Raw genomic sequence first — 19,777 nt, forward strand, 5'->3', positions numbered from 1 at the left:
CCAGGGGCAGCAACACAGACGGCCGGAGATCCGTGACGAAGGCGAGCGGGTTGACGTAGTCCTCCCCCTTCCGCGCTCCCCAGTGAAGGCACGGTGATGCCGGGCAGTGGCCGGTTTTCAATACTCCGATGGCTTGGCCCTTGCTCACGGGTGCGCCCTTTGCGAGTTCGCTGTCCACTGGTTCAAAGCTGCTCCGCAATCCGTCCCCGTGGTCGATGGTGATCACCGGACGATCCACCACTACGCCCACGAAGCGCACGGTGCCGTCGGCGGGGGCGGCGACCGTGACGCCGTCGTCGACTGCTTGCAGATCCACTCCGCGGTGCCCGCTCAGCCACGGCTTGTCCGGAGGGTCGAAGCCACGCAGGACGGCAGGCTTGGGGGAGAGAGGCCACGCCCAGTCCGGACGGACGCCGGGCGAGGCGGTTGGGTCCGGCGACGGCGACGCCACGGCGGGCGCCGCGCCGAGGGCAACGAGCAAAAGAACGTAGGCCGGAAGATGTGCAGGTCTCATGGAACAAGCCTTCGTTGGCCGTCCAGGGTCCGAAAGCCGCAAGTTCGGCTATGTGGAAAACGGTGGGGGAAATCTGCCGAAGGAAAGAGGCCGAACCCGTGGCTTTTGCGGTCAAGAGGCCGAAGGCGCTGTAGTACACTTGGTGGAGCAGTTTGCTGTGCCCTCAAGCTTGTTTAGAAGCGCTTCTCATTCAGTTGCGCGGGGGTCCCAGGCTGACTACGCGTATCCAACCCTCCAATTGCGAATCCTCGCGGATTCAATGCTGCGGAGGATTGTGCCTCTTGCGGTCCGGCGAGTCATTGGCCGGATGAGAAGTGCAATGGATGCCAGGAGCCAAGGCCCGTTCGGGTCCGGCTAATTAACCGTCAACTATTGGCAGGGTAAGAGCGGCCCGTGTGGCTCTCTCATGAATGACCTGCCGGAAGGAGCGTCGGCATGCCCGTCGTAACTATGCGCCAGCTGCTTGACAGCGGCGTCCACTTTGGACACCAGACCCGTCGTTGGAACCCGAAGATGAAGCGATTTATCTTCACGGAGCGCAACGGCATCTACATCATTGACCTTCAGCAGTCGCTGTCCTACATCGACCGCGCTTTCGAGTTCGTCAAGGCTACTGTCGCCCACGGCGGCACCGTCCTGTTCGTCGGCACCAAGAAGCAGGCCCAGGAAGCAATTGCTGAGCAGGCTACCCGTGTTGGCCAGCCGTACGTCAACCAGCGTTGGTTGGGCGGTATGCTCACCAACTTCCAGACCGTTGCCAAGCGTATCCAGCGCATGAAGGAACTCGAAGAGATCAACTTCGAGGACGTCGCAGGCTCGGGTTACACCAAGAAGGAGCTCCTGCTCCTCAAGCGTGAACTCACCAAGCTGGAAACCAACCTCGGTGGTATCCGCAACCTGACCAAGGCTCCTTCTGTTCTGTGGGTTGTTGACACGAAGAAGGAACACCTGGCTGTTGACGAAGCCAAGAAGTTGAACATCCCGGTTGTTGCCATCCTGGACACCAACTGCGACCCCGACGAAGTCGACTTCCCGATCCCGGGCAACGACGACGCCATCCGCTCCGTAAACCTGCTGACCCGCGTGGTTGCCGACGCCGTTGCTGAGGGCCTCATCGCCCGTAACCAGCGCGCAACCGGTGCTGCAGAGGCCCCCGAAGAGCCGCTGGCTGAGTGGGAGCGCGAGCTCCTCGAAGGCAGCAAGGCCGAAGCTGCTGAAGCACCGGCCGCCGAAGCTCCGGCTGCGGAAGCTGCCGAAGCACCGGCCGCCGAGGCTACCGAAGCTGCTGCCGGCGAAGCCGAAGCAGACAAGTAAATCCGGACCTTTCCCGCGCCGATTTCGGTGCGGGGAGCTACTGACAGGATGGCGGCCCACCAGGTGGGCTGCCGTCCTGTCAGTCCGTAAACACATAAATTTCTAGACAGAGGGGTTCACATGGCGAACTACACTGCTGCTGACATCAAGGCCCTGCGCGAGCGCACCGGCGCCGGCATGATGGACGTCAAGAAGGCTCTTGACGAGGCCAACGGCGACGCCGAGAAGGCCATCGAAATCATCCGCATCAAGGGCCTCAAGGGCGCTACGAAGCGTGAAGGCCGCTCCACCGCCGAAGGCCTGGTTGCAGCCAAGGTCACCGACGGCGTGGGCGTAATGATCGAGGTCAACTGCGAAACCGACTTCGTCGCCAAGGCTGACAAGTTCATCCAGCTGGCCGACAAGGTCCTGGCCGTCGCCGTCGAGTCCGGCGCTGCCGACCTCGAGACCCTGCTGGCCATCGACGTCGACGGCAAGCCCCTTTCCGAGGTTGTCGTCGAAGAGGGCGCCGTTCTCGGTGAGAAGGTTGTTGTCCGCCGCATCGCCCGCATTGAAGGCGGCACGGTTGACGCTTACCTGCACAAGACCTCCAAGGACCTCCCGGCCCAGGTCGGCGTCCTGTTCGCCGTTGAGGGCGAGGGTGACGCCGCTGCTACCGCAGCCCACGATGTTGCTGTCCACGTTGCAGCCATGGCCCCGAACTACCTCAGCCGCGAAGATGTCCCGGCCGAGCTGGTCGAGTCCGAGCGCCGCATCGCCGAAGAGACCGCCAAGGCCGAAGGCAAGCCGGAAGCCGCTCTCACCAAGATCGTCGAAGGCCGCGTGACGGGCTTCTACAAGGGCGAAGTTCTCTTGGACCAGGCATTCGCCAAGGACTCCAAGAAGACCGTTGCGCAGGTCCTCGAAGAGGCCGGCGTCAAGGCAACTGCCGTTGCCCGTTTCCGCGTCGGAAACTAGTTAGACATACAAAAGGGGTGGTCACTTCGGTGGCCGCCCCTTTTGCATGCAACGGCAGGCCCGCGCCGAGTGCATCCAGAGCCGGCAGCTTTCTGCCCGGCCCCCAGCAAGATAATCTAGCCAGAGTCCACAAACGGGAAGGCACCATGGAAACCGAGAACACTGCAATCCATCCGGAGAAGACCCGTCGTCGTGTACTGCTGAAGCTGTCCGGCGAGGTCATCGGCGGCGGAAAGCTTGGTGTTGACCCGGAAACCGTCCGCGCCATCGCCAAGCAAATCGCCGCCGCCGTGTCCGAGGTCGAGGTGGCAATCGTCGTCGGCGGCGGTAACTTCTTCCGCGGCGCCGAACTGTCCCAAAGCGGCATGGATCGCTCCCGCGCCGACTACATGGGCATGCTCGGCACAGTTATGAACTGCCTGGCCCTGCAGGACTTCCTGGAGCAAGCGGGCGTCGAGACCCGCGTCCAGAGCGCCATCACCATGGGCCAGGTGGCCGAGGCCTACATTCCGCGCCGTGCCATCCGCCACATGGAGAAGGGCCGCGTCGTCATCTTCGGGGCGGGCGCAGGCCTTCCGTACTTCTCCACCGACACCGTGGCCGCCCAGCGTGCACTCGAAGTGCATGCCGACGTCGTCCTCATGGCAAAGAGCGGTGTGGACGGCGTGTACACCGCGGATCCCAAGAAGGATCCCACGGCAGAGAAGCTCGAAAAGCTCAGCTACGACGAGGCCCTGCGCCGCGACATCCGCGTCATGGACCAGACCGCCATGACCATGTGCAAGGACAACAATTTGTCCATGGTTGTCTTCGGCATGGAAGGCGAAGGGAACGTCACCCGGGCCATCCTCGGCGAAAAGCTGGGCACCCTGGTCACCCCCTAGCAAGGGCTAGGATATTTCTAGGACTCTTCCGCCCGCAGGGGCGGAAATTTATTGTGCATTGCGGCCCGTGGACCGGGGCGCGACTATTTCTGAGGAGAAACCGTGATCGAAGAAACCTTGCTCGAAGCCGGGGAAAAGATGGACAAGGCGGTCGAGGTAGCCAAGGAGGATTTCGCGTCGATCCGTACCGGCCGCGCGAACCCCGGACTCTACAACAAGGTGATCGTGGAATACTACGGCACCCCCACACCGCTGCAGCAGCTGGCTTCCTTCGCTATCCCGGACGCCAGGACCATCCTGATCACGCCCTTTGACAAGACCTCAATGCGCGATATCGAAAGGGCCCTGAGCGACTCCGAGGTCGGCGCCAATCCGTCCAACGACGGCAACGTCATCCGGATCACTATCCCGGAGCTCACCCAGGAACGCCGCAAGGAATACGTCAAGATCGTCAAAGGCAAGGGTGAGGACGCAAAGGTTTCCATCCGAAGCATCCGGCGCAAGGCCAAGGACGCCCTGGACAAGCTCGTCAAGGACGGCGAAGCCGGCGAAGACGAGGGTGCCCGCGGTGAAAAGGAACTCGACGCTATCACCAAGGCACACGTCGACGGTATCGACGAGCTCCTCAAGCGCAAGGAAGCCGAGCTGCTCGAGGTCTGATGAGCGAGGCTGAGCCGGCGCCCGCGCAGGGGATTCCCACACGCGCCAGACGCCAACGAGGCAACCCGACGCCCAAGGCGGGCCGGAATCTTCCGGCCGCCATCGGCGTCGGACTCGCCATGCTCTTCGCCGTCCTCGGCGGGCTGCTGTTCCTGCCGTTGGGGTTCGTTCTCCTGACCACTGCGTTTGCGGTCCTCGGCGTGTGGGAAATTTTCCGTGCGCTCGAAGGCCAGGACACCAGGATGCCGATCATCCCCGTGTTGACAGGTACCGTGGCGATGCCGCTTGCGGCTTACTTCGGTGGCACCGAAAGCCTGCTCTTCGCGATGGTGCTGAGCAGCACGGCGGTCCTGCTCTGGCGTTCCCTCGAAAGCGCCGCGGGAGCTCCACGCAGCGTCTTCTCCGGAATCTTCACGCTTGCCTGGGTGCCTTTCCTGATCAGCTTTGCCATCGTGCCCCTCCATGCAGGCGGGGGAGCGACGACGGCGGGTCCCTGGCCCGGCGGGCAGGTTCCCGCGGGTGCCTGGCAGATTGCCGTGATGCTGCTGCTGGTGGTGTCCAACGACACTTTCGGGTACCTCGTAGGGGCACTCTTCGGGAAGCACCCGATGGCCCCCAAGATCAGCCCCAAAAAGACCTGGGAAGGGTTCGCGGGCTCAGTGGCAGGTGCCATGGTCATCGGGATCCTCGCCAGCGTTTTCGTCTTGGGCAGGCCTTGGTGGGTCGGGGTGGTGCTTGCCGTGGGCATGGTGGCCGCCGCTACTGCCGGTGACCTCGCGGAATCCATGGTCAAACGGGAACTTGGCGTCAAAGACATGAGCAGTATCCTGCCCGGACACGGCGGGGTCATGGACCGCCTCGACTCGATCGTCTTCGCGGCCCCGGCAGCATATATTCTTTTCGCGCTGTTGAGCGGCGCCTGATAACCACCCAGAAGGAAAGCAGTGGCAGTGGACATTCGTCGCCAGATCCCCGCAGCATTTGAGCGCGTGGCGCACAGCAAGTATGGCTACAACGCAAAGCAAGTTGACCAGTTTTTCCAGCGCGCCCGGTTGTCGTTCGAAAACCGGGCCGAGGCGTCGGAGAAAATCGTCAGCAGCGATGTCCGCGCGGTTTCGTTTGATCCTGTCAAGGGCGGCTACGACGCTACCGCTGTGGACGCCGCGTTGGACCGCCTCGAAGATGCCTTCGCCCGGCGTGAACGCGACGAGCTGATAGCGGCCGAAGGCGAGGAAGCCTGGTTGCTGAAGATCGGCAAACTCTCAGGAGTGTTGCGGGGCCGCTTGCACCGGCCTGATGGCGAGCGTTTCCGCCGGCCGGACAAGAAGCGTGCGCACAGCTACAACATCGCCGAGGTCGATGCCTTGTGCGTCTCCCTGATCGGTTACCTCGAAAACGACAAACCGCTGAGCGTCGACAACGTCCGCCGAGCCGCTTTCTCCGAGGCCCGCGGGCGGGACGGCTACGAAGAGGCGCAGGTTGATGCCTTCCTCGACCGGGTTGTCGAGCTCATGGCGGCGATCGACTAGCGGAGCTGGCGCTCCGTGGCCACCGGCCGTTCCGGGACGTGAAGCCTGGTCATCAGCCGGGTGACAGTCCCGGGTACCCGGTGTTTCGTGGCCCGTGAGACGAGCACCATCACGGCAAACGCGGCAGGCACCGTCCACGCCGCGGGCTGGGCAATCCATCCGGGCGCTGCGGAACCGATGACCGTACTCGATACCAGCGCACCCCCGCAGAGGACGGCTCCCGTCAGCATGCCGGCAATCGCGCCTGCGTCGCTCAGGCCGCGCCACCAAATGCCGAGCAGCAGGACAGGACAAATGGTGGACGCCGTGAAGGCGAACACCAGCCCTACGCTGCCGGCCAAGGCCATTGAATCCGTCGTGAATGCAAAGGCCAAGGGGACGAGGGCGGCCAGGAGGGCGGCCACCCGGAATCCGCGCACGCTCCCGCCAAGAAGGTCCTGGCTGATGACGCCGGCCAGCGAAACCACCAATCCCGACGTCGTCGAGAGGAATGCGGCAAACGCGCCGGCAACCACCAATGCCGACAGGAGATCGCCCGGCACTCCACCCAGCAGCTTTCCAGGCAGCAGCAGGACCAAGGCGTCGGGCCGTCCGCTGCGTGGAAGCTCAGGAGCGAAGACCCGACCAAGCAGGCCGGACGCCGTCGGGAATAGATAGAAGACCGACAACAGGCCCAATACGATGAGGGTGGTCCGCCGCGCCGATTGGCCGTCCGGGTTGGTGTAGAAGCGGACGAGGACGTGGGGGAGTCCCAGCGTTCCGAAAAGCAGCGCCACCAGGAGCGAAACAGTTTGGTAGAGCCCGGCCGCGGGAAGGCCCGTGGGATTGCTCGACGCCTCCGCCAGGACCGGTGAGCCGCCGCCCGACTGGTTCAGCAGCAGGTACACCACAGGAACGGCCAACGCTGTGAGCTTGAGCCAATATTGGAAAGCCTGTACGAAGGTGATGGAACGCATGCCACCGGCCACTACCGTGACGCAGACCACCGCGACGACGGCGATGGAGCCCACCCAGGAAGGCAATCCCGTGCTGATCCGGATGGTGAGCCCGGCGCCCTGAAGTTGCGGCACGATGTAGAGCCATCCGACAGCAACAACCACAAGGCTCGTGACGCGGCGGACGGCTTTCGACTGGAGCCTGGCCTCCGTGAAATCCGGAATCGTGTAGGCACCCGATCGGCGCAAGGGGGCAGCCACGAACAGCAAGAGCATCAGGTAGCCGGCCGTGTAGCCCACGGGGAACCACAGAGCATCCGTCCCCGTCAACAGGATCAGCCCCGCGACGCCCAGGAAACTCGCTGCCGACAAGTACTCGCCGCCGATCGCCGAGGCATTCCACCACGGCCGGACAGTGCGGGATGCTACGTAGAAGTCGCTCGTGGTGCGCGAAATGCGCAGGCCGTAGAAGCCGATCCCCGCAGTCGCAAGCGCCACGCCCAGAAAAGCCGCGAGCCCGACGGCGGGATTCACTTCTCCTCCACAAGATCGCGGTAGCGGGCTTCGTTCCGTGCCGCGGAGCGGTTGTAGAGCCATGCGCTCAGGCCGATCACCGGATAGAGCGCTACTCCAAGGATGATCCAATTTACCGGGACGCCCAGAATCCGCATCTGCGCGAGCTGGGGGACCAGCGCCACCATGGCACCGTAGGCGGCCAGCAGCAGCAGGAATCCGGAAGCCACAACTACGGCAAGGCGCAACTGCGAACGGATGAGTGACCGGACGAAGACCTGCCCGACGTCGGAGTCTTCGGCGGCCTCGCGCGAATTGTACGGACGCTTGGGGGCTACCCTGGCAACTGATTGCGGGGCCGTAACCCTCACCCGCGTCATCCTTGGGGCCGGATCCGGGTGGCCTCGAGCTTGTCCCGCACGGCCGGAAGGTGCCTGCGGCTGATCGGCAGTTCGGCTCCGGCCACCGTGACGCTGGGGCGTGCGGCGGCAAGTTTCATGTGCCCCACGTGGTTCAGCGACATCAGGTATGAGCGGTGGATGCGGATGAATCCGGCTTCCGCCCACTGCTGTTCGAGGTCGCTCAGGGGTACCCGGATCAGGTAGCTTGCCTCCGCGGTGTGCAGCCGGGCGTAGTCTCCCTGGGCCTGGACATAGCTGACGTCGTCCCTCCGGATCATCCGGGTTGTTCCGCCTTGGTCAACCGTGATCATCTCCGGTACCTTGCTGCCGTCCTTGATGAGCTCGCTGATGCGGCTGACGGACCTCGCCAGGCGTTCGGCACGCACCGGCTTGAGCAGGTAGTCGACGGCAGCCAGTTCGAATGCCTCCAGCGCGCAGTCTTCGTCGGCGGTCACGAAGACGACGGCGGGAGGGCGGGGGCTGCGCGAGATGGCGCGGGCGATGTCCAAACCGGAAAGCGCGGGCATGTGGATGTCCAGGAAGACCGCGTCCACGGATTCCGTTTCGAGGGCGCTGAGGGCTTCGGCGCCCGAGATTGCGCGGTGGATTGCGCCGATACGCTCGTCCCGGCCCAGCAGGAAGGCGAGCTCTTCAACCGCCGGGAGCTCGTCGTCGGCGACGAGTACGTTGATCATGGTTATAGATTAGCCTCAGGCATCATGGCTCGGCTGGGACTTTGGCACGCGGATGGTGATCAAGGTGCCCTCGCCCGGTGCGGTTTCGATGACGAGGCCGTGTTCGTCCCCGTAGACCTGCCGAAGGCGGGCATCGACGTTTCGCAGTCCAACATGGTCGCCGTCGGCGTGTCCCGCCAGGACCGAGCGCAGGTGTTCCGGATCAATGCCCACGCCGTCGTCCTCGATGGTGACCTCCGCGAAAGCGCCGGAGTCGTTGGCGCAGATGGTGATGTGCCCGGGTCCTTCCTTCGCTTCAAGCCCATGGCGCACGGCGTTTTCCACGAGCGGTTGCAGGCTCAGGAAGGGAATCACCGTGCTCAGGACTTCGGGCGCGATCCTGAGGCTCACTTGTACCCGGTCTCCGAAGCGTGCCTTCTCCAACAGCAAGTAGCGGTCGATGCTCCGGAGTTCTTCCGCCAAGGTGGTGAAATCCCCGTGGCGGCGGAAGGAGTACCGAGTGAAATCCGCGAACTCGACCACCAACTCGCGTGCCCTGGCGGGATCGGTGTTGATGAACGACGCAATGGCGTTGAGCGAGTTGTAGATGAAGTGGGGGCTGATTTGTGCGCGCAAGGCCCGGACTTCGGCCTCCATGAGCAAGGTGCGGGAAGCGTCGAGTTCGGCCAACTCCACTTGCACCGCCACCCAGTCGGCCAGCTCGCTTGTCGCCCGGACCAACCCCGCACCGGTTTGCGGCGCGAAGGCGGCGACCGCCCCCACCACGCGGTTTCCGGCCCTGATCGGTGCCACGACGGCGTTCAGCTCGTGCGACGCCGGGACAACCACGGTCCGTCCGTCGGAGAGAACCCCGGAGGCGAGCTCCATCAGGGAGGCTTTGACTTCTTCCGCCGCGCCATCCCACGCCAGGACTGACTCGGTGTCGGTGATCGCCAGGGCGTCGCAGCCAAGCAGGGAACGCAATTGCTTGCTTGCCTTGGCAGCTCCCGCCGCGTGGAGCCCGGTGCGCAGGTGCTGTCCAGCGCGCGACGCCGCGTGCAGGGTTTGGTAGGTGGCCCTCTCGGCGTCTGTTCCCAGCTCGCGGAAGGAACGGATCACCTTGAGGCCGACCCCGACGACGATCGCCACGGCGAGCACGATGACCGCAATGGCGGCGGCGGTGACGAGCGGGGAATCCGGCATGGAGCAAGACTAGCGAACCCGCCGTTCGGCGCAGCAACGTGTCCGCTGGGCGACGCCTATGCCGGTGAATCTGGAAGTGGCGAAGCTGCGCGGCGATAGTGATTCCAGTCACATCGGCCAGGAGTGTGTGGTCGATGTAGACGTCCACAACCAGGAGGAAGCCATGGGTAACGAGGCCCAGACACCGGACGCAGCGGCGTCCGTTGATTTCCAGGAAGTCCAGCAAACGGGGCAGTTTCAGGAGCTTCGCAAGCGCCACCGCAGTTTTGTCTTTCCAATGGCCATCGCATTCCTGCTTTGGTACTTCGCCTACGTCCTGCTGGCTGACTACGCGGTGGGCTTCATGTCCACCAAGCTGTGGGGCAACATCAACGTCGGCCTGGTCTTGGGCCTGCTGCAGTTCGTCTCAACTTTCGGAATTACGGGCTGGTACGTTCACTACTCCAACCGGAAGCTGGACCCGATAGCCACGGAAATCCGGAATGAGATCGAGGGCCATGAGTTCGACAAGGGCAGCACCGTGAGGGGGGCGGCGAAATGAGTGCCATGGTCCCGATGGTCAACGTTGCCGCTCTGAAGGACACCACGCTGTTGAACATGGGTATCTTCGCCCTGTTCGTCCTGGTCACCATGGTGATCGTCTTCCGGGCCAGCCGGAACAACAAAACGGCTGCCGACTACTATGCTGCCGGGCGCTCGTTCACCGGTTCGCAGAACGGCACCGCCATCGCCGGCGACTACCTCTCCGCGGCCTCCTTCCTCGGGATCACCGGGGCGATCGCCGTCAACGGCTACGACGGCTTCCTGTATTCGATCGGGTTCCTCGTCGCATGGCTTGTCGCGTTGCTGCTTGTCGCCGAACTCATGCGCAACACGGGTAAGTTCACCATGGCCGATGTGCTTTCCTTCCGGCTGCGCCAGCGCCCGGTGCGGATCGCCGCGGCCCTCACGACTTTGGTCGTCTGCTTTTTCTACCTGCTGGCGCAGATGGCCGGCGCCGGAAGCCTCATTTCCTTGCTCCTGGGCATCGGCGACTGGGGCGGGCAAGCCCTGGTGATCGTCGTCGTCGGCGCCCTCATGATCATGTACGTGCTGATCGGCGGAATGAAGGGCACCACCTGGGTCCAGATCATCAAGGCCGTGCTGCTCATCTGCGGTGCGGCAGTCATGACGCTCTGGGTGCTGTCCATCTACGGCTTCAACCTGTCCAACCTGTTGGGTGCCGCAGCGGATACCGCCAAGAACCCCAACGTGCTGAACCCCGGCCTGCAGTACGGCAAGACCGACACTTCCAAGCTCGATTTCCTGTCCCTTGGGATGGCGCTCGTCCTTGGCACAGCCGCCCTGCCACACGTGCTGATGCGCTTCTACACCGTGCCAACGGCCAAGGAAGCCCGCAAATCGGTGGTCTGGTCCATCTGGCTGATCGGGTTGTTCTACCTGTTTACCCTGGTCCTCGGCTACGGCGCGGCAGCCCTCGTTGGAGCCGACACCATCAAATCGGCCCCGGGCGGGGTGAACTCCGCGGCGCCGCTCCTGGCGTTCCACCTGGGCGGGCCGTTGCTGCTGGGCTTCATCTCGGCCGTCGCGTTCGCCACGATCCTGGCGGTGGTGGCGGGTTTGACCATCACGGCAGCGGCGTCGTTCGCCCACGATATCTATGCGAACGTCATTTCCAAGGGCAAAGCCGGCGCCGGAACCGAGGTAAAAGTGGCCCGGCGGACTGTGGTGGTCATCGGGGTCCTTGCGATCATTGGCGGTATTTTCGCCAATGGGCAGAACGTAGCGTTCCTCGTTGCCCTCGCTTTCGCAGTGGCGGCGTCCGCGAATTTGCCGACCATCCTCTACTCCCTGTTCTGGAAGAAGTTCACCACCCAGGGCGCCACCTGGAGCATGTACGGCGGACTTGCGGCGGCCATCATCCTGATTGCCTTGTCGCCGGTTGTTTCCGGCGCCAAGACGTCCATGATCCCGGGTGCCAACTTCGCTGTCTTCCCGCTGAGCAACCCGGGAATCGTGTCCATCCCACTCGCCTTCCTGCTCGGCTGGCTCGGAACCATGGTGGACAAGCGGCGCGAAGACACGGCGAAACAGGCCGAGATGGAAGTCCGCTCCCTGACCGGCGTCGGAGCCGAGAAAGCGGTGAACCACTAGGAGTACCCGTCCGACGCTCGCTCACAAACAAGGCCCTTCGGAGTGACGCTCGCTCACAAACAAGGCCAAATGGCGGATCCCTCCTGCAGAAAGATCTGCAGGAGGGATCCGCATTTTTCAACCAAAGGTGAGCGGGCATCCGCTTAGTGGTTGTGGCCGCCCGGCAGGGAGTGCTCTCCGTGCGGGACGGCATGCGCTCCGGCCACCGAGGCGGCGAGTCCCGGCGTCGTAATTGCTGCGACCACGACGGCGGCGGCAAAGGCTGCGCCCAAAAGCGCGCCGGCCCGCGGGGGAGCCTGCGCTACTCCGCCGACGTCGTCGCGGAACCTTCGGGCGAGCCAGGCAGAGGATCCCAGTGCCATCAGGACCAGGAACAGAGCTGCCAGATGCCCGCCGTCGAGCACTCTTTGGGCCATGCCGGCAACCAGGAATCCGACGTGGACCAGAACGGCCGCGAGGAGGCCCAGGGTTGTTGGTTTACGGAACCGGAGCCGCCCCCGTTGGAGGCTGCCAATCGAGCTGGCGAGAAGCGCCAGGCCCCAGGCCGCGAAGATGCCGCCCGCCCACACAAGGGGTCCCCGGCCCGAAATGTAGCTGGATGCGATGGAAAGCTCCACGAGGCCGGCCCCCATTCCCGCGAAACACGAAAACAGGGTGAGGGATGCCCCGGCGGTGGGTCCTACGGACGTCGCTGCTTGAGCTGACACGGACGGCTCCTTCCGGATTTCCGGGTTTTCTAGACGTGGGCCCTGGCGGTGGTGGCCGGAACCTTGTCCTGCGAGAGGCCGATGCCGAGGAGGACCACAGCGCTGGCCAAGTGCAGGACGTTGTCTGCGCCGTTAAGGGCAATGATGTTCAGCGCGGAGCCCACGAGGAACAGTCCGAGGATGCCGACAAGCAAGTAGACCGCACCGACTGTGGTGTTGATGGTCTTGGACAGCACGGTGCTGTTCATGCCCGCGTAGAGCAGGGCGGCGCCGATAGCGAGGTGGATGATGTTGTGCAGGGGGTTTACCGCAAAGATGATCAGATTGGCACCCTCGGTAGCGAAGAATCCAATTCCCGAGGTGACGAAGAATCCAACGACACCCACGAGCAGGTAGACGGCTCCAAAGATGGTGGCGATCAGGCGGTTGGGCGAAGTGCGCATGGTCCAAACCTTCCGGTATGGCCGGTTTGTATCCGGCCTGTGTTCGAAACCCCGGACGGGGCTCTCAACCAGAGATTCGGACCACCCGGCGCTATGGATGGGTGGGATCGGACGAATTTTTTCGACGTCAACCTTGTGGCTGGAGACGGATGGCGTCCATCTTCAAATCATTGCCTTCAAAGCTGTACCTGAAATTGAGGATTTTGCCTTGGCACTGCAGGGTTCCAGCAAGGTTGGCCGTATTGGTTCCGTTGACCGAACTGACGTTCACCGAGTCATAGTGGGGCTTGCAGCTGTTGTCCAGACCGAGGCCCGCGACGCCGGAAACGAACTCCTCTTTCGTCAAGCTTTGGGTGAGGACAGGGTCCATGTACTGGTCGTAGGCTTGCGAGCTTTGGCCGTTCACGATCAGGCGGGTGAAATCATCAGAGACGGCCATGGCCCTGTTCGTTGCATTTCCCAACAGATTGACCAGCACGACGATCCCCACAATGATCAGCACCAGGACCGCGCCGCCCGCTCCAAGGAGGATCCAGAGGAGCTTTCGCTTCTTCGCTGGCGGCGGGACGGGCATTCCGTACGGGCCGGGGTATTGGCCCGGCGGGCCGTAGAGGTTTGGCTGCGCATAGGGGCCAGGGTATTGGCCGGGTGGACCGTAAGGCGGGGTGCTGCCGTACTGCGGCGCTCCACCGCCCCACGCCGGCGGGAAGGCTTGCGGTTCCTGGTTCGGCTGCGGCGGTACCTGCGGGGTGCTCACGGTGGTTCCCCTTCCCGGCGGCCAGGCCTGCGTCGCCAACCGGACGGAAGCCGCCACCCGGCCCCAAAGCGTCCACCTGCATCAAATCGCACATTCCGGCGCGGAGCAAGGGCATCATCGAGCTTGGCTGGCTCCCTTTAACGCGCTCAGCCGGTGCGGAGCGCCTTCTTGGTATTCCGGTTCAAAAGCGGCTGCACCCGGAAGGGAATCAATTCCCCCATGGACATGGCCGTGTCCGTTCGTTCCACCCCGTCGCACGCAAGGATCTTGCCGTTGATCCGGAACAGATCCTCGGCGTCGAGAGCCACCACCCGCAGCAGCAGGTCCGCAGAACCGGTCAGGCCGTACCCCTCGAGGATTTCCGGGATTTCGGCGAGGTCCAAGGCAAGCTGTCCAAGCTTTTGCTGCTGCACATGCACCGAGATGAACGCCATGAGGGGGTAGCCAAGGGCGGCGGGGTTGATGCGCCGTTCGAAGGAGAGGAACGCATGCTTCTTTTCCAGGAGGGCCATGCGTGCCTGGACCGTATTCCGCGACAGTCCCAGCTTCTGCGCCAAGGCGACAACCGTGCCGCGTGGATCCTTCGCCATGGCCGAAAGCAGGCGTGTGTCGGTGCCATCTAAAGCTTGCATAATGCGCAACGTTAGCACGGTGCGCCTGCCCGAGGTAGGGCAAAATGCGCAGAATTTCCAACGGTGGTTGTACCCAATGAGCATTGTGAGTAGGGTCACAATTAATCCAGGCGACGACGCCCGGATGCTGGCCCGCGGGTGGATCACAAGTCCCTCCAAAGGCCTGCGAGCACGAGCTGAAAGGTGCGATCAACTGTGTTGACGGACGAACCCGGCCAGGACGCCTACAAGGCTTCGAATCCCGGAATCAGTGCAGCAAGCCCGCGTCGGACCGGCGGGGATCTGGTCCAACTGATTTCCCCGGAAGGGGAACGCATCAGCCACCCGGAGTTCGATCTCTGGGTCAGCGATGTCACGGACGAGCAACTGTGCTCGCTGTACGAAGACATGGTGGTCATCCGCCGCATCGACGCCGAGGCCACCGCCTTGCAGCGTCAGGGAGAGCTGGCCTTGTGGCCGCCCCTGCTGGGCCAGGAAGCATCGCAGATCGGTTCCGGCCGGGCCCTGCGGGACGACGACTTTGTCTTCCCCAGCTACCGGGACAACGGCGTTGCCTACTGCCGCGGTGTGGAGCCCACGGACTTGGTCCGTGCCTGGCGCGGCAATGCCTCCTCCGGCTGGGACCCGTACCGGCACAACATTGCCACCCAACAGATCATCATCGGCTCGCAATCGCTGCACGCAACCGGCTACGCCATGGGTATCCAGCACGACGGCGCCGACTCGGTAGCGGTGGCGCTCTTCGGAGACGGTGCGACGAGCGAGGGCGACGTCAACGAGGCAATGGTCTTCGCGGCAAGCTTCCAGGTACCCGTGGTCTTCATCTGCCAGAACAACCACTGGGCCATCTCCGAACCCGTCCGGATTCAGTCCCACATCCAGATCGCCGACCGTGCTTCGGGCTTCGGAATCCCCAGCATGCGCGTCGACGGGAACGACGTCCTGGCTGTTTTGGCCGTCACCCGTATCGCGTTGGACCGGGCCCGCAAGGGCGGCGGACCGACGTTCATCGAAGCGGTGACCTATCGCATGGGCCCGCACACGACGGCGGATGATCCCACCCGTTACCGCGACGCCAACGAGCTTGAGGACTGGGCGGCCAAGGACCCGATTGCCCGCCTCAAGGCGCTGCTCCGCACCAAGGGCCTCCTGACGGAAGAAGTCGAAGCCAAGACCCAGGCCAAGGCGGACGAGGTGGCAAGGAGCCTGCGGTCAGGCGTCATCAACATGCCGGATCCCGCGCCACTTGACCTCTTCAAGCACGTCTACAGCACGCCCAACTCCTGGATCGAACGCCAGAAGGACCACTACGCCCGCTATCTGGAAAGCTTCAGCGGATCAACCCAGGAAGGTGCACTCTGATGAGCAAGTTGACTTTCGCCCGCGCCATCAACGCCGGCCTGCGCAAGTCCCTCGAAAACGATCCCAAAGTTGTCCTCATGGGTGAGGACATCGGTGCGCTCGGTGGCGTTTTCCGGGTCACCGACGGCCTCCAGAAAGACTTCGGCAAACACCGGGTGGTTGACACCCCCTTGGCGGAATCCGCGATCATCGGCACCGCCGTCGGACTGGCCTACCGCGGCTACCGCCCGGTCTGCGAAATCCAATTCGACGGCTTCATCTACCCGGCATTCGACCAGATCGTCAGCCAAGTAGCCAAGATGCATTACCGTACCCAGGGCCGCGTCAAGATGCCCATCACCATCCGCGTTCCCTTCGGTGGAGGGATCGGGTCACCCGAGCACCACTCCGAGTCCCCGGAGGCGTACTTCACCCACACCTCGGGCCTCCGCGTCATCAGCGTCTCCAACCCGCAGGATGCCTACACCATGATCCAGCAGGCCATCGCCTCGGACGATCCGGTGCTGTACTTCGAGCCCAAGCGCCGCTACCACGACAAGGGTGAAGTGGACGAGACCGCAGATCTGTCCACGGCGCTGTCCATGGAGAAGGCAAGGGTGGTCACCGCAGGCAGCGACGTCACCTTGGTGACGTACGGACCGCTCGTGAAGACCGCGAACGACGCCGCCATGGCCGCCACCGACGAAGGGGTCTCGGTGGAGGTTATCGACCTGCGCTCGCTGGCTCCGATCGATTTCCCGGCAGTGGAGGCGTCCGTCCGCAAAACCGGCAGGCTCGTCATCACCCACGAGGCTGCGCAGTCCGGCGGGCTCGGCGCCGAAATCGCCGCCAGCATCACCGAGCGTTGCTTCAACTACCTTGAATCGGCGCCGGTCCGGATCACGGGATTCGACATTCCGTACCCGTATTCAAAGCTCGAGATGCACCACTTGCCGGATCTGGACAGGATCCTTGACGGCGTGGACCGCGCACTCGGCCGCGGCAACTCCCTGAGCGGGCTGGAAGGATGAGCGCCACCATGATCAAGGAATTCAGGCTGCCCGACCTCGGCGAGGGACTCACGGAGTCGGAAATTCTCAGTTGGAAGGTTGCGGTGGGGGACACCGTGACCCTGAACCAGGTCATTGCCGAGGTGGAGACGGCCAAGGCCGTGGTCGAGTTGCCTTCGCCCTTCGCCGGAACCGTGGCCGCCCTGCACGAGCAGGCCGGTTCGGTTGTGGAGGTCGGCAAGCCGATCGTGTCCTTTGAAGTCGACGACGCCGGAGCCTCGCCTTCCGCTGTTGCCGGTTCCGCTGCGGGCGCATCGGTGGAAGGCCCCGCGGAGACCGCGGCGAAGCGCGAGCCGAACCTCGTAGGCTACGGCGCCGTCGTCGAAAAGTCCGGACGGCCGGCCCGCCGCCAGCGGTCCTTTGACGGAAGCACCGGCGAACGCGAGGCCGCCCGGGAAGCGGTTCCCGCCGTCGAGCCCGTTCCAGTGGTTGAACAGCCCGGACCGCTCTCCGTGCCAAGCGGGCAGGCAGCGGAGCAAGAGCGTCCGCGGTCCACGCCTCCGGTCCGCAAACTGGCGAGGGATCTCGGAGTCGACCTCGAGCTGGTCAAGGGAACCGGACCGGGAGGCCTGATCACCCGTTCGGATGTCCAGGACTTCGCGGCCGGGTCCCAGCCGCAGCTCATCGCTCCCGAGGCCGCCGCGTCCGCCGTCGGGGTTTCCACTGAACGCGAGACCCGCACACCTATCAAGGGAGTCCGGAAGTTCACGGCCGCTGCCATGGTGCAAAGTGCGTTCACGGCGCCGCATGTGACCGAGTTCCTGACCGTTGACGTCACGCCCACCATGGAACTGCTGACGCGGCTCAAGGCGAGTCGCGAATTTGCCGGGTACAAGCTCACGCCGTTGACCATCGCGGCCAAGGCGGTGTTGATCGCCTTGCGCAGGAACCCGACGCTGAACTCCCGCTGGGACGAAGGCGCACAGGAGATCGTGCAGTTCAACTACGTGAACCTGGGTATCGCCGCCGCCACTCCGCGGGGTCTGACTGTTCCCAACATCAAAGAAGCGGACAAGATGACGCTGCTGGAACTGTCCACGGCGCTGTCCGAGCTGACGGACACGGCACGTTCAGGCAAGTCTTCCCCGGCAGATCTGACGGGCGGGACCATTTCGATCACGAACATCGGCGTGTTCGGGATCGACGCCGGAACCCCCATCCTGAACCCGGGCGAGGCTGCCATCGTGGCGCTGGGATCGGTGCGCAAAGCTCCTTGGGTGCACAACGACGAACTCGCGGTGCGCCAGGTGATGTCGTTGAGCCTGTCCTTCGACCATCGACTGGTGGACGGCGAACAGGGCTCGAAGTTCCTGGCCGACCTGGGCGCGATCCTGTCCGACCCGGCAACCGTCATGACCATGATCTAGCGGCGCGTTCATCCAGCCGCGCGTTCAGGCCCAACTAGCTCGCAGTTGTTGTCGTTTTGGAGGCTCAAAACGACAACAACTGCTGGGCCCACGCCGTCAGGGTTCCCTGGCCGAGCTTGCGAGGCAAGGGTGGCGGTGGGGAGTTAGACGATATGAAGTGAGGGCGTTCGTTCCCTGCCCGTCCGGACCGGGCCATTGTCGCCGGGCGGCCGCGCAGCGCCGGCCTGGCATGAGGGGTATCCCTGGTGCCGGGGGCGGCGCTGCGGGGCCTGTGGCCCGGCGGAATTGGCGGCTATGTTTGAGCATACTTTCATCGGGCTCGATGTTCACGCGGTTTCCGTTGTGGGCTGCGCACTGAACCCGGAGACCGGCGAACTGGTGCACGCGAAAATGGACTCCGACCCGGCGGTGGTGCTGGAGTGGATCCGCCGCTGCGAGCCGCCGGTGAAGGTGGTGTATGAATCCGGCCCCACCGGATACGTCCTGGCCCGGTACCTGCGCGAGGCCGGCATCGACTGCGTGGTCGCGGCGTCCTCCAAGTTGCTCCGCGCCCCGAGCGACAAGGTCAAAACCGACAAGCGTGATGCCCGCCTGCTCGCCGAGATGCTCGCCCTGGGCCAGATCACCCAGGTGCGGGTCCCGACGCGGGACCAGGAAGACCTGCGGGACCTGTCCCGGCTGCGGTCCACCGCGGCGAAGAACCTCGCCCACGCCCGCCAGCAGGTGAATGCGATCCTGCTCCGGCACGGCATCCGGTACCCGAAGGAGACCAAGTGGACGAAGGAACACGGGGCCTGGCTGCACCGGCAGCGGTTTGACTCCCCGGTGTTGCAGTTCACCTACGACGCCGATGTGGAACAGGCCGAGCTCCTCGCAGCACAGCTCAAGCGCATCGATCAGCGCGTCGTGGCGGCCGCCAGGGAATGCCAGTACGCCCCGGTGATCGACGCGTTGATGTGTTTGCGCGGCATCCAGACCACGACCGGGTTCGGGCTCGCCGTGGAGATCGGGGACTGGACCCGCTTCACCGGGTCCTCCATCGGCTCCTACCTGGGGCTGGTCCCCAGCGAGCAATCCTCGGGCCAGTCCCGCCACCAGGGACCGATCACGAAAGCCGGCAGCAAATACGCCCGGAAACTCCTCATCGAGGCAGCCTGGCAGCACCAGCGCCCCTACTCCCGGCCCGGGGAACGGCTGCTGCGCCAGCTGGAGCTGGTCGGCCCGGCCACCCGCATCAGGGCCCTGGAAGGCAACCACCGGCTCCACCACAAATGGGAAGTCTTCGACGCCCGCAAGAAACGATCCGTCACGGCAAACACCGCGATCGCCAGGGAACTCGCCGGCTGGTGCTGGTCCCTGGCCGCACCCCTGCAGCACGGCGACCACGGGCAAGGAGACCGCATGAACGCGGCCTGATCAACGTGCCGTCCGGGTGCATGGCGGACGTGACGTGGCAGCACTCCGGGGCCCAACTCGAGACCCAACTATGAGCAAGCGGGCCATACCGTTGACGCCCGATGTTAGACAGCGATACGCCCCAGCCGAACAATCGTCATGCGGTAAGCAACCCGCGAATATCAGTCTGACACTGCAGTCGAACACAAGACCCGCCAGCACACCCACCACACCCGGACAGCACCCCAACGGAAAGCGGCCCCCGACACCAAAACCGGGAGCCGCTCACCACTGCCTCTTGACAACAGCTTCTACATATCAGTTGGG

Annotated in this window: 20 protein-coding genes and 1 pseudogene; 12 read left to right on the forward strand and 9 right to left on the reverse strand. The window is 64.0% G+C overall.

Features of this window, described 5'->3' with window-relative positions; translation table 11 throughout:
- Positions 1-58: 58 nt before the first annotated feature.
- Positions 59-514 (reverse strand): annotated as a pseudogene (locus AC1DJB_RS21915) (M23 family metallopeptidase); the annotation flags it as partial.
- A gap of 435 nt (positions 515-949) precedes the next feature.
- On the opposite strand from AC1DJB_RS21915, the gene rpsB reads away from it, so the two are divergent.
- From rpsB to AC1DJB_RS21945, 6 genes are all read left to right on the forward strand, one after another.
- Entirely contained in the window at positions 950-1,828 is an 879-nt protein-coding gene (gene rpsB / locus AC1DJB_RS21920; protein ID WP_078105731.1) for a 30S ribosomal protein S2, read from the forward strand.
- A gap of 120 nt (positions 1,829-1,948) precedes the next feature.
- Entirely contained in the window at positions 1,949-2,785 is an 837-nt protein-coding gene (tsf, locus tag AC1DJB_RS21925; protein WP_184735951.1) for a translation elongation factor Ts, read from the forward strand.
- A 146-nt stretch (positions 2,786-2,931) separates the two neighbouring features.
- A complete protein-coding gene (gene pyrH / locus AC1DJB_RS21930; protein WP_059387847.1) occupies positions 2,932-3,669 on the forward strand; it encodes a UMP kinase in 738 nt (245 codons plus the stop codon).
- A 102-nt stretch (positions 3,670-3,771) separates the two neighbouring features.
- A complete protein-coding gene (frr, locus tag AC1DJB_RS21935; protein ID WP_078105729.1) occupies positions 3,772-4,329 on the forward strand; it encodes a ribosome recycling factor in 558 nt (185 codons plus the stop codon).
- Complete coding sequence (locus AC1DJB_RS21940) at positions 4,329-5,252, forward strand: phosphatidate cytidylyltransferase (protein WP_306962769.1); 924 nt, start codon at positions 4,329-4,331, stop codon at positions 5,250-5,252. Before frr ends, AC1DJB_RS21940 begins: the two co-directional genes overlap by 1 nt.
- A 21-nt stretch (positions 5,253-5,273) precedes the next feature.
- The gene (locus tag AC1DJB_RS21945) at positions 5,274-5,858 is read left to right on the forward strand and encodes a DivIVA domain-containing protein (RefSeq protein ID WP_441438320.1); all 585 of its coding nucleotides are present in this window, start codon (positions 5,274-5,276) and stop codon (positions 5,856-5,858) included.
- On the opposite strand, the gene AC1DJB_RS21950 is transcribed toward AC1DJB_RS21945, so the two are convergent.
- Genes AC1DJB_RS21950 through AC1DJB_RS21965 form a run of 4 tightly spaced genes read right to left on the reverse strand, consistent with a single transcriptional unit; the run spans position 5,855 to position 9,584 of the window.
- Positions 5,855-7,327 carry a sodium/solute symporter gene (locus tag AC1DJB_RS21950; RefSeq protein ID WP_476910823.1) on the reverse strand — a complete coding sequence of 491 codons (1,473 nt, stop codon included), beginning with the start codon at positions 7,325-7,327 and terminating at the stop codon, positions 5,855-5,857. The genes AC1DJB_RS21945 and AC1DJB_RS21950 overlap by 4 nt on opposite strands.
- Positions 7,324-7,686, reverse strand: coding sequence for a DUF485 domain-containing protein (locus tag AC1DJB_RS21955; protein WP_441438319.1), 363 nt, complete (start codon positions 7,684-7,686; stop codon positions 7,324-7,326). The genes AC1DJB_RS21950 and AC1DJB_RS21955 overlap by 4 nt, the downstream gene beginning before the upstream one ends.
- Positions 7,683-8,402: a LytR/AlgR family response regulator transcription factor gene (locus AC1DJB_RS21960; protein WP_284989378.1), complete on the reverse strand. Its 720-nt coding sequence runs from the start codon at positions 8,400-8,402 to the stop codon at positions 7,683-7,685. Before AC1DJB_RS21960 ends, AC1DJB_RS21955 begins: the two co-directional genes overlap by 4 nt.
- A gap of 15 nt (positions 8,403-8,417) precedes the next feature.
- Complete coding sequence (locus tag AC1DJB_RS21965; protein ID WP_476910824.1) at positions 8,418-9,584, reverse strand: histidine kinase; 1,167 nt, start codon at positions 9,582-9,584, stop codon at positions 8,418-8,420.
- A 163-nt stretch (positions 9,585-9,747) separates the two neighbouring features.
- Between AC1DJB_RS21965 and AC1DJB_RS21970 the strand changes: the two genes are divergently transcribed.
- The gene (locus tag AC1DJB_RS21970; protein WP_059387841.1) at positions 9,748-10,125 is read left to right on the forward strand and encodes a DUF485 domain-containing protein; all 378 of its coding nucleotides are present in this window, start codon (positions 9,748-9,750) and stop codon (positions 10,123-10,125) included.
- Complete coding sequence (locus AC1DJB_RS21975) at positions 10,122-11,738, forward strand: solute symporter family protein (RefSeq protein ID WP_307053526.1); 1,617 nt, start codon at positions 10,122-10,124, stop codon at positions 11,736-11,738. The genes AC1DJB_RS21970 and AC1DJB_RS21975 overlap by 4 nt, the downstream gene beginning before the upstream one ends.
- Positions 11,739-11,881: 143 nt before the next feature.
- Here the strand turns inward: AC1DJB_RS21975 and AC1DJB_RS21980 are convergent, their stop codons facing one another.
- The 4 genes from AC1DJB_RS21980 to AC1DJB_RS21995 all read right to left on the reverse strand — a co-directional run bounded on the left by AC1DJB_RS21980 (position 11,882) and on the right by AC1DJB_RS21995 (position 14,277).
- Complete coding sequence (locus tag AC1DJB_RS21980) at positions 11,882-12,445, reverse strand: hypothetical protein (RefSeq protein ID WP_345449760.1); 564 nt, start codon at positions 12,443-12,445, stop codon at positions 11,882-11,884.
- A 29-nt stretch (positions 12,446-12,474) separates the two neighbouring features.
- Positions 12,475-12,888 carry a DUF4383 domain-containing protein gene (locus tag AC1DJB_RS21985; RefSeq protein ID WP_059387837.1) on the reverse strand — a complete coding sequence of 138 codons (414 nt, stop codon included), beginning with the start codon at positions 12,886-12,888 and terminating at the stop codon, positions 12,475-12,477.
- A 127-nt stretch (positions 12,889-13,015) separates the two neighbouring features.
- Positions 13,016-13,645 carry a hypothetical protein gene (locus AC1DJB_RS21990; protein ID WP_284989375.1) on the reverse strand — a complete coding sequence of 210 codons (630 nt, stop codon included), beginning with the start codon at positions 13,643-13,645 and terminating at the stop codon, positions 13,016-13,018.
- Positions 13,646-13,791: 146 nt separating this feature from the next.
- Positions 13,792-14,277, reverse strand: a complete 486-nt coding sequence (locus AC1DJB_RS21995) for an Lrp/AsnC family transcriptional regulator (RefSeq protein WP_059387836.1) — start codon at positions 14,275-14,277, stop codon at positions 13,792-13,794.
- A gap of 195 nt (positions 14,278-14,472) precedes the next feature.
- Between AC1DJB_RS21995 and pdhA the strand changes: the two genes are divergently transcribed.
- The 4 genes from pdhA (at position 14,473) to AC1DJB_RS22015 (ending at position 19,471) form a co-directional block, all read left to right on the forward strand.
- The gene (gene pdhA / locus AC1DJB_RS22000; RefSeq protein ID WP_441438318.1) at positions 14,473-15,639 is read left to right on the forward strand and encodes a pyruvate dehydrogenase (acetyl-transferring) E1 component subunit alpha; all 1,167 of its coding nucleotides are present in this window, start codon (positions 14,473-14,475) and stop codon (positions 15,637-15,639) included.
- Positions 15,639-16,649, forward strand: a complete 1,011-nt coding sequence (locus tag AC1DJB_RS22005) for an alpha-ketoacid dehydrogenase subunit beta (protein ID WP_284989374.1) — start codon at positions 15,639-15,641, stop codon at positions 16,647-16,649. Before pdhA ends, AC1DJB_RS22005 begins: the two co-directional genes overlap by 1 nt.
- A complete protein-coding gene (locus tag AC1DJB_RS22010; protein ID WP_441438317.1) occupies positions 16,646-18,055 on the forward strand; it encodes a dihydrolipoamide acetyltransferase family protein in 1,410 nt (469 codons plus the stop codon). The genes AC1DJB_RS22005 and AC1DJB_RS22010 overlap by 4 nt, the downstream gene beginning before the upstream one ends.
- Positions 18,056-18,349: 294 nt before the next feature.
- Positions 18,350-19,471 (forward strand): IS110 family RNA-guided transposase, encoded by a 1,122-nt coding sequence (locus AC1DJB_RS22015; protein ID WP_441432394.1) that lies wholly within the window; start codon positions 18,350-18,352, stop codon positions 19,469-19,471.
- Positions 19,472-19,777 lie beyond the last annotated feature (306 nt).

The organism is Arthrobacter sp. 01T428 (assembly GCF_056398685.1).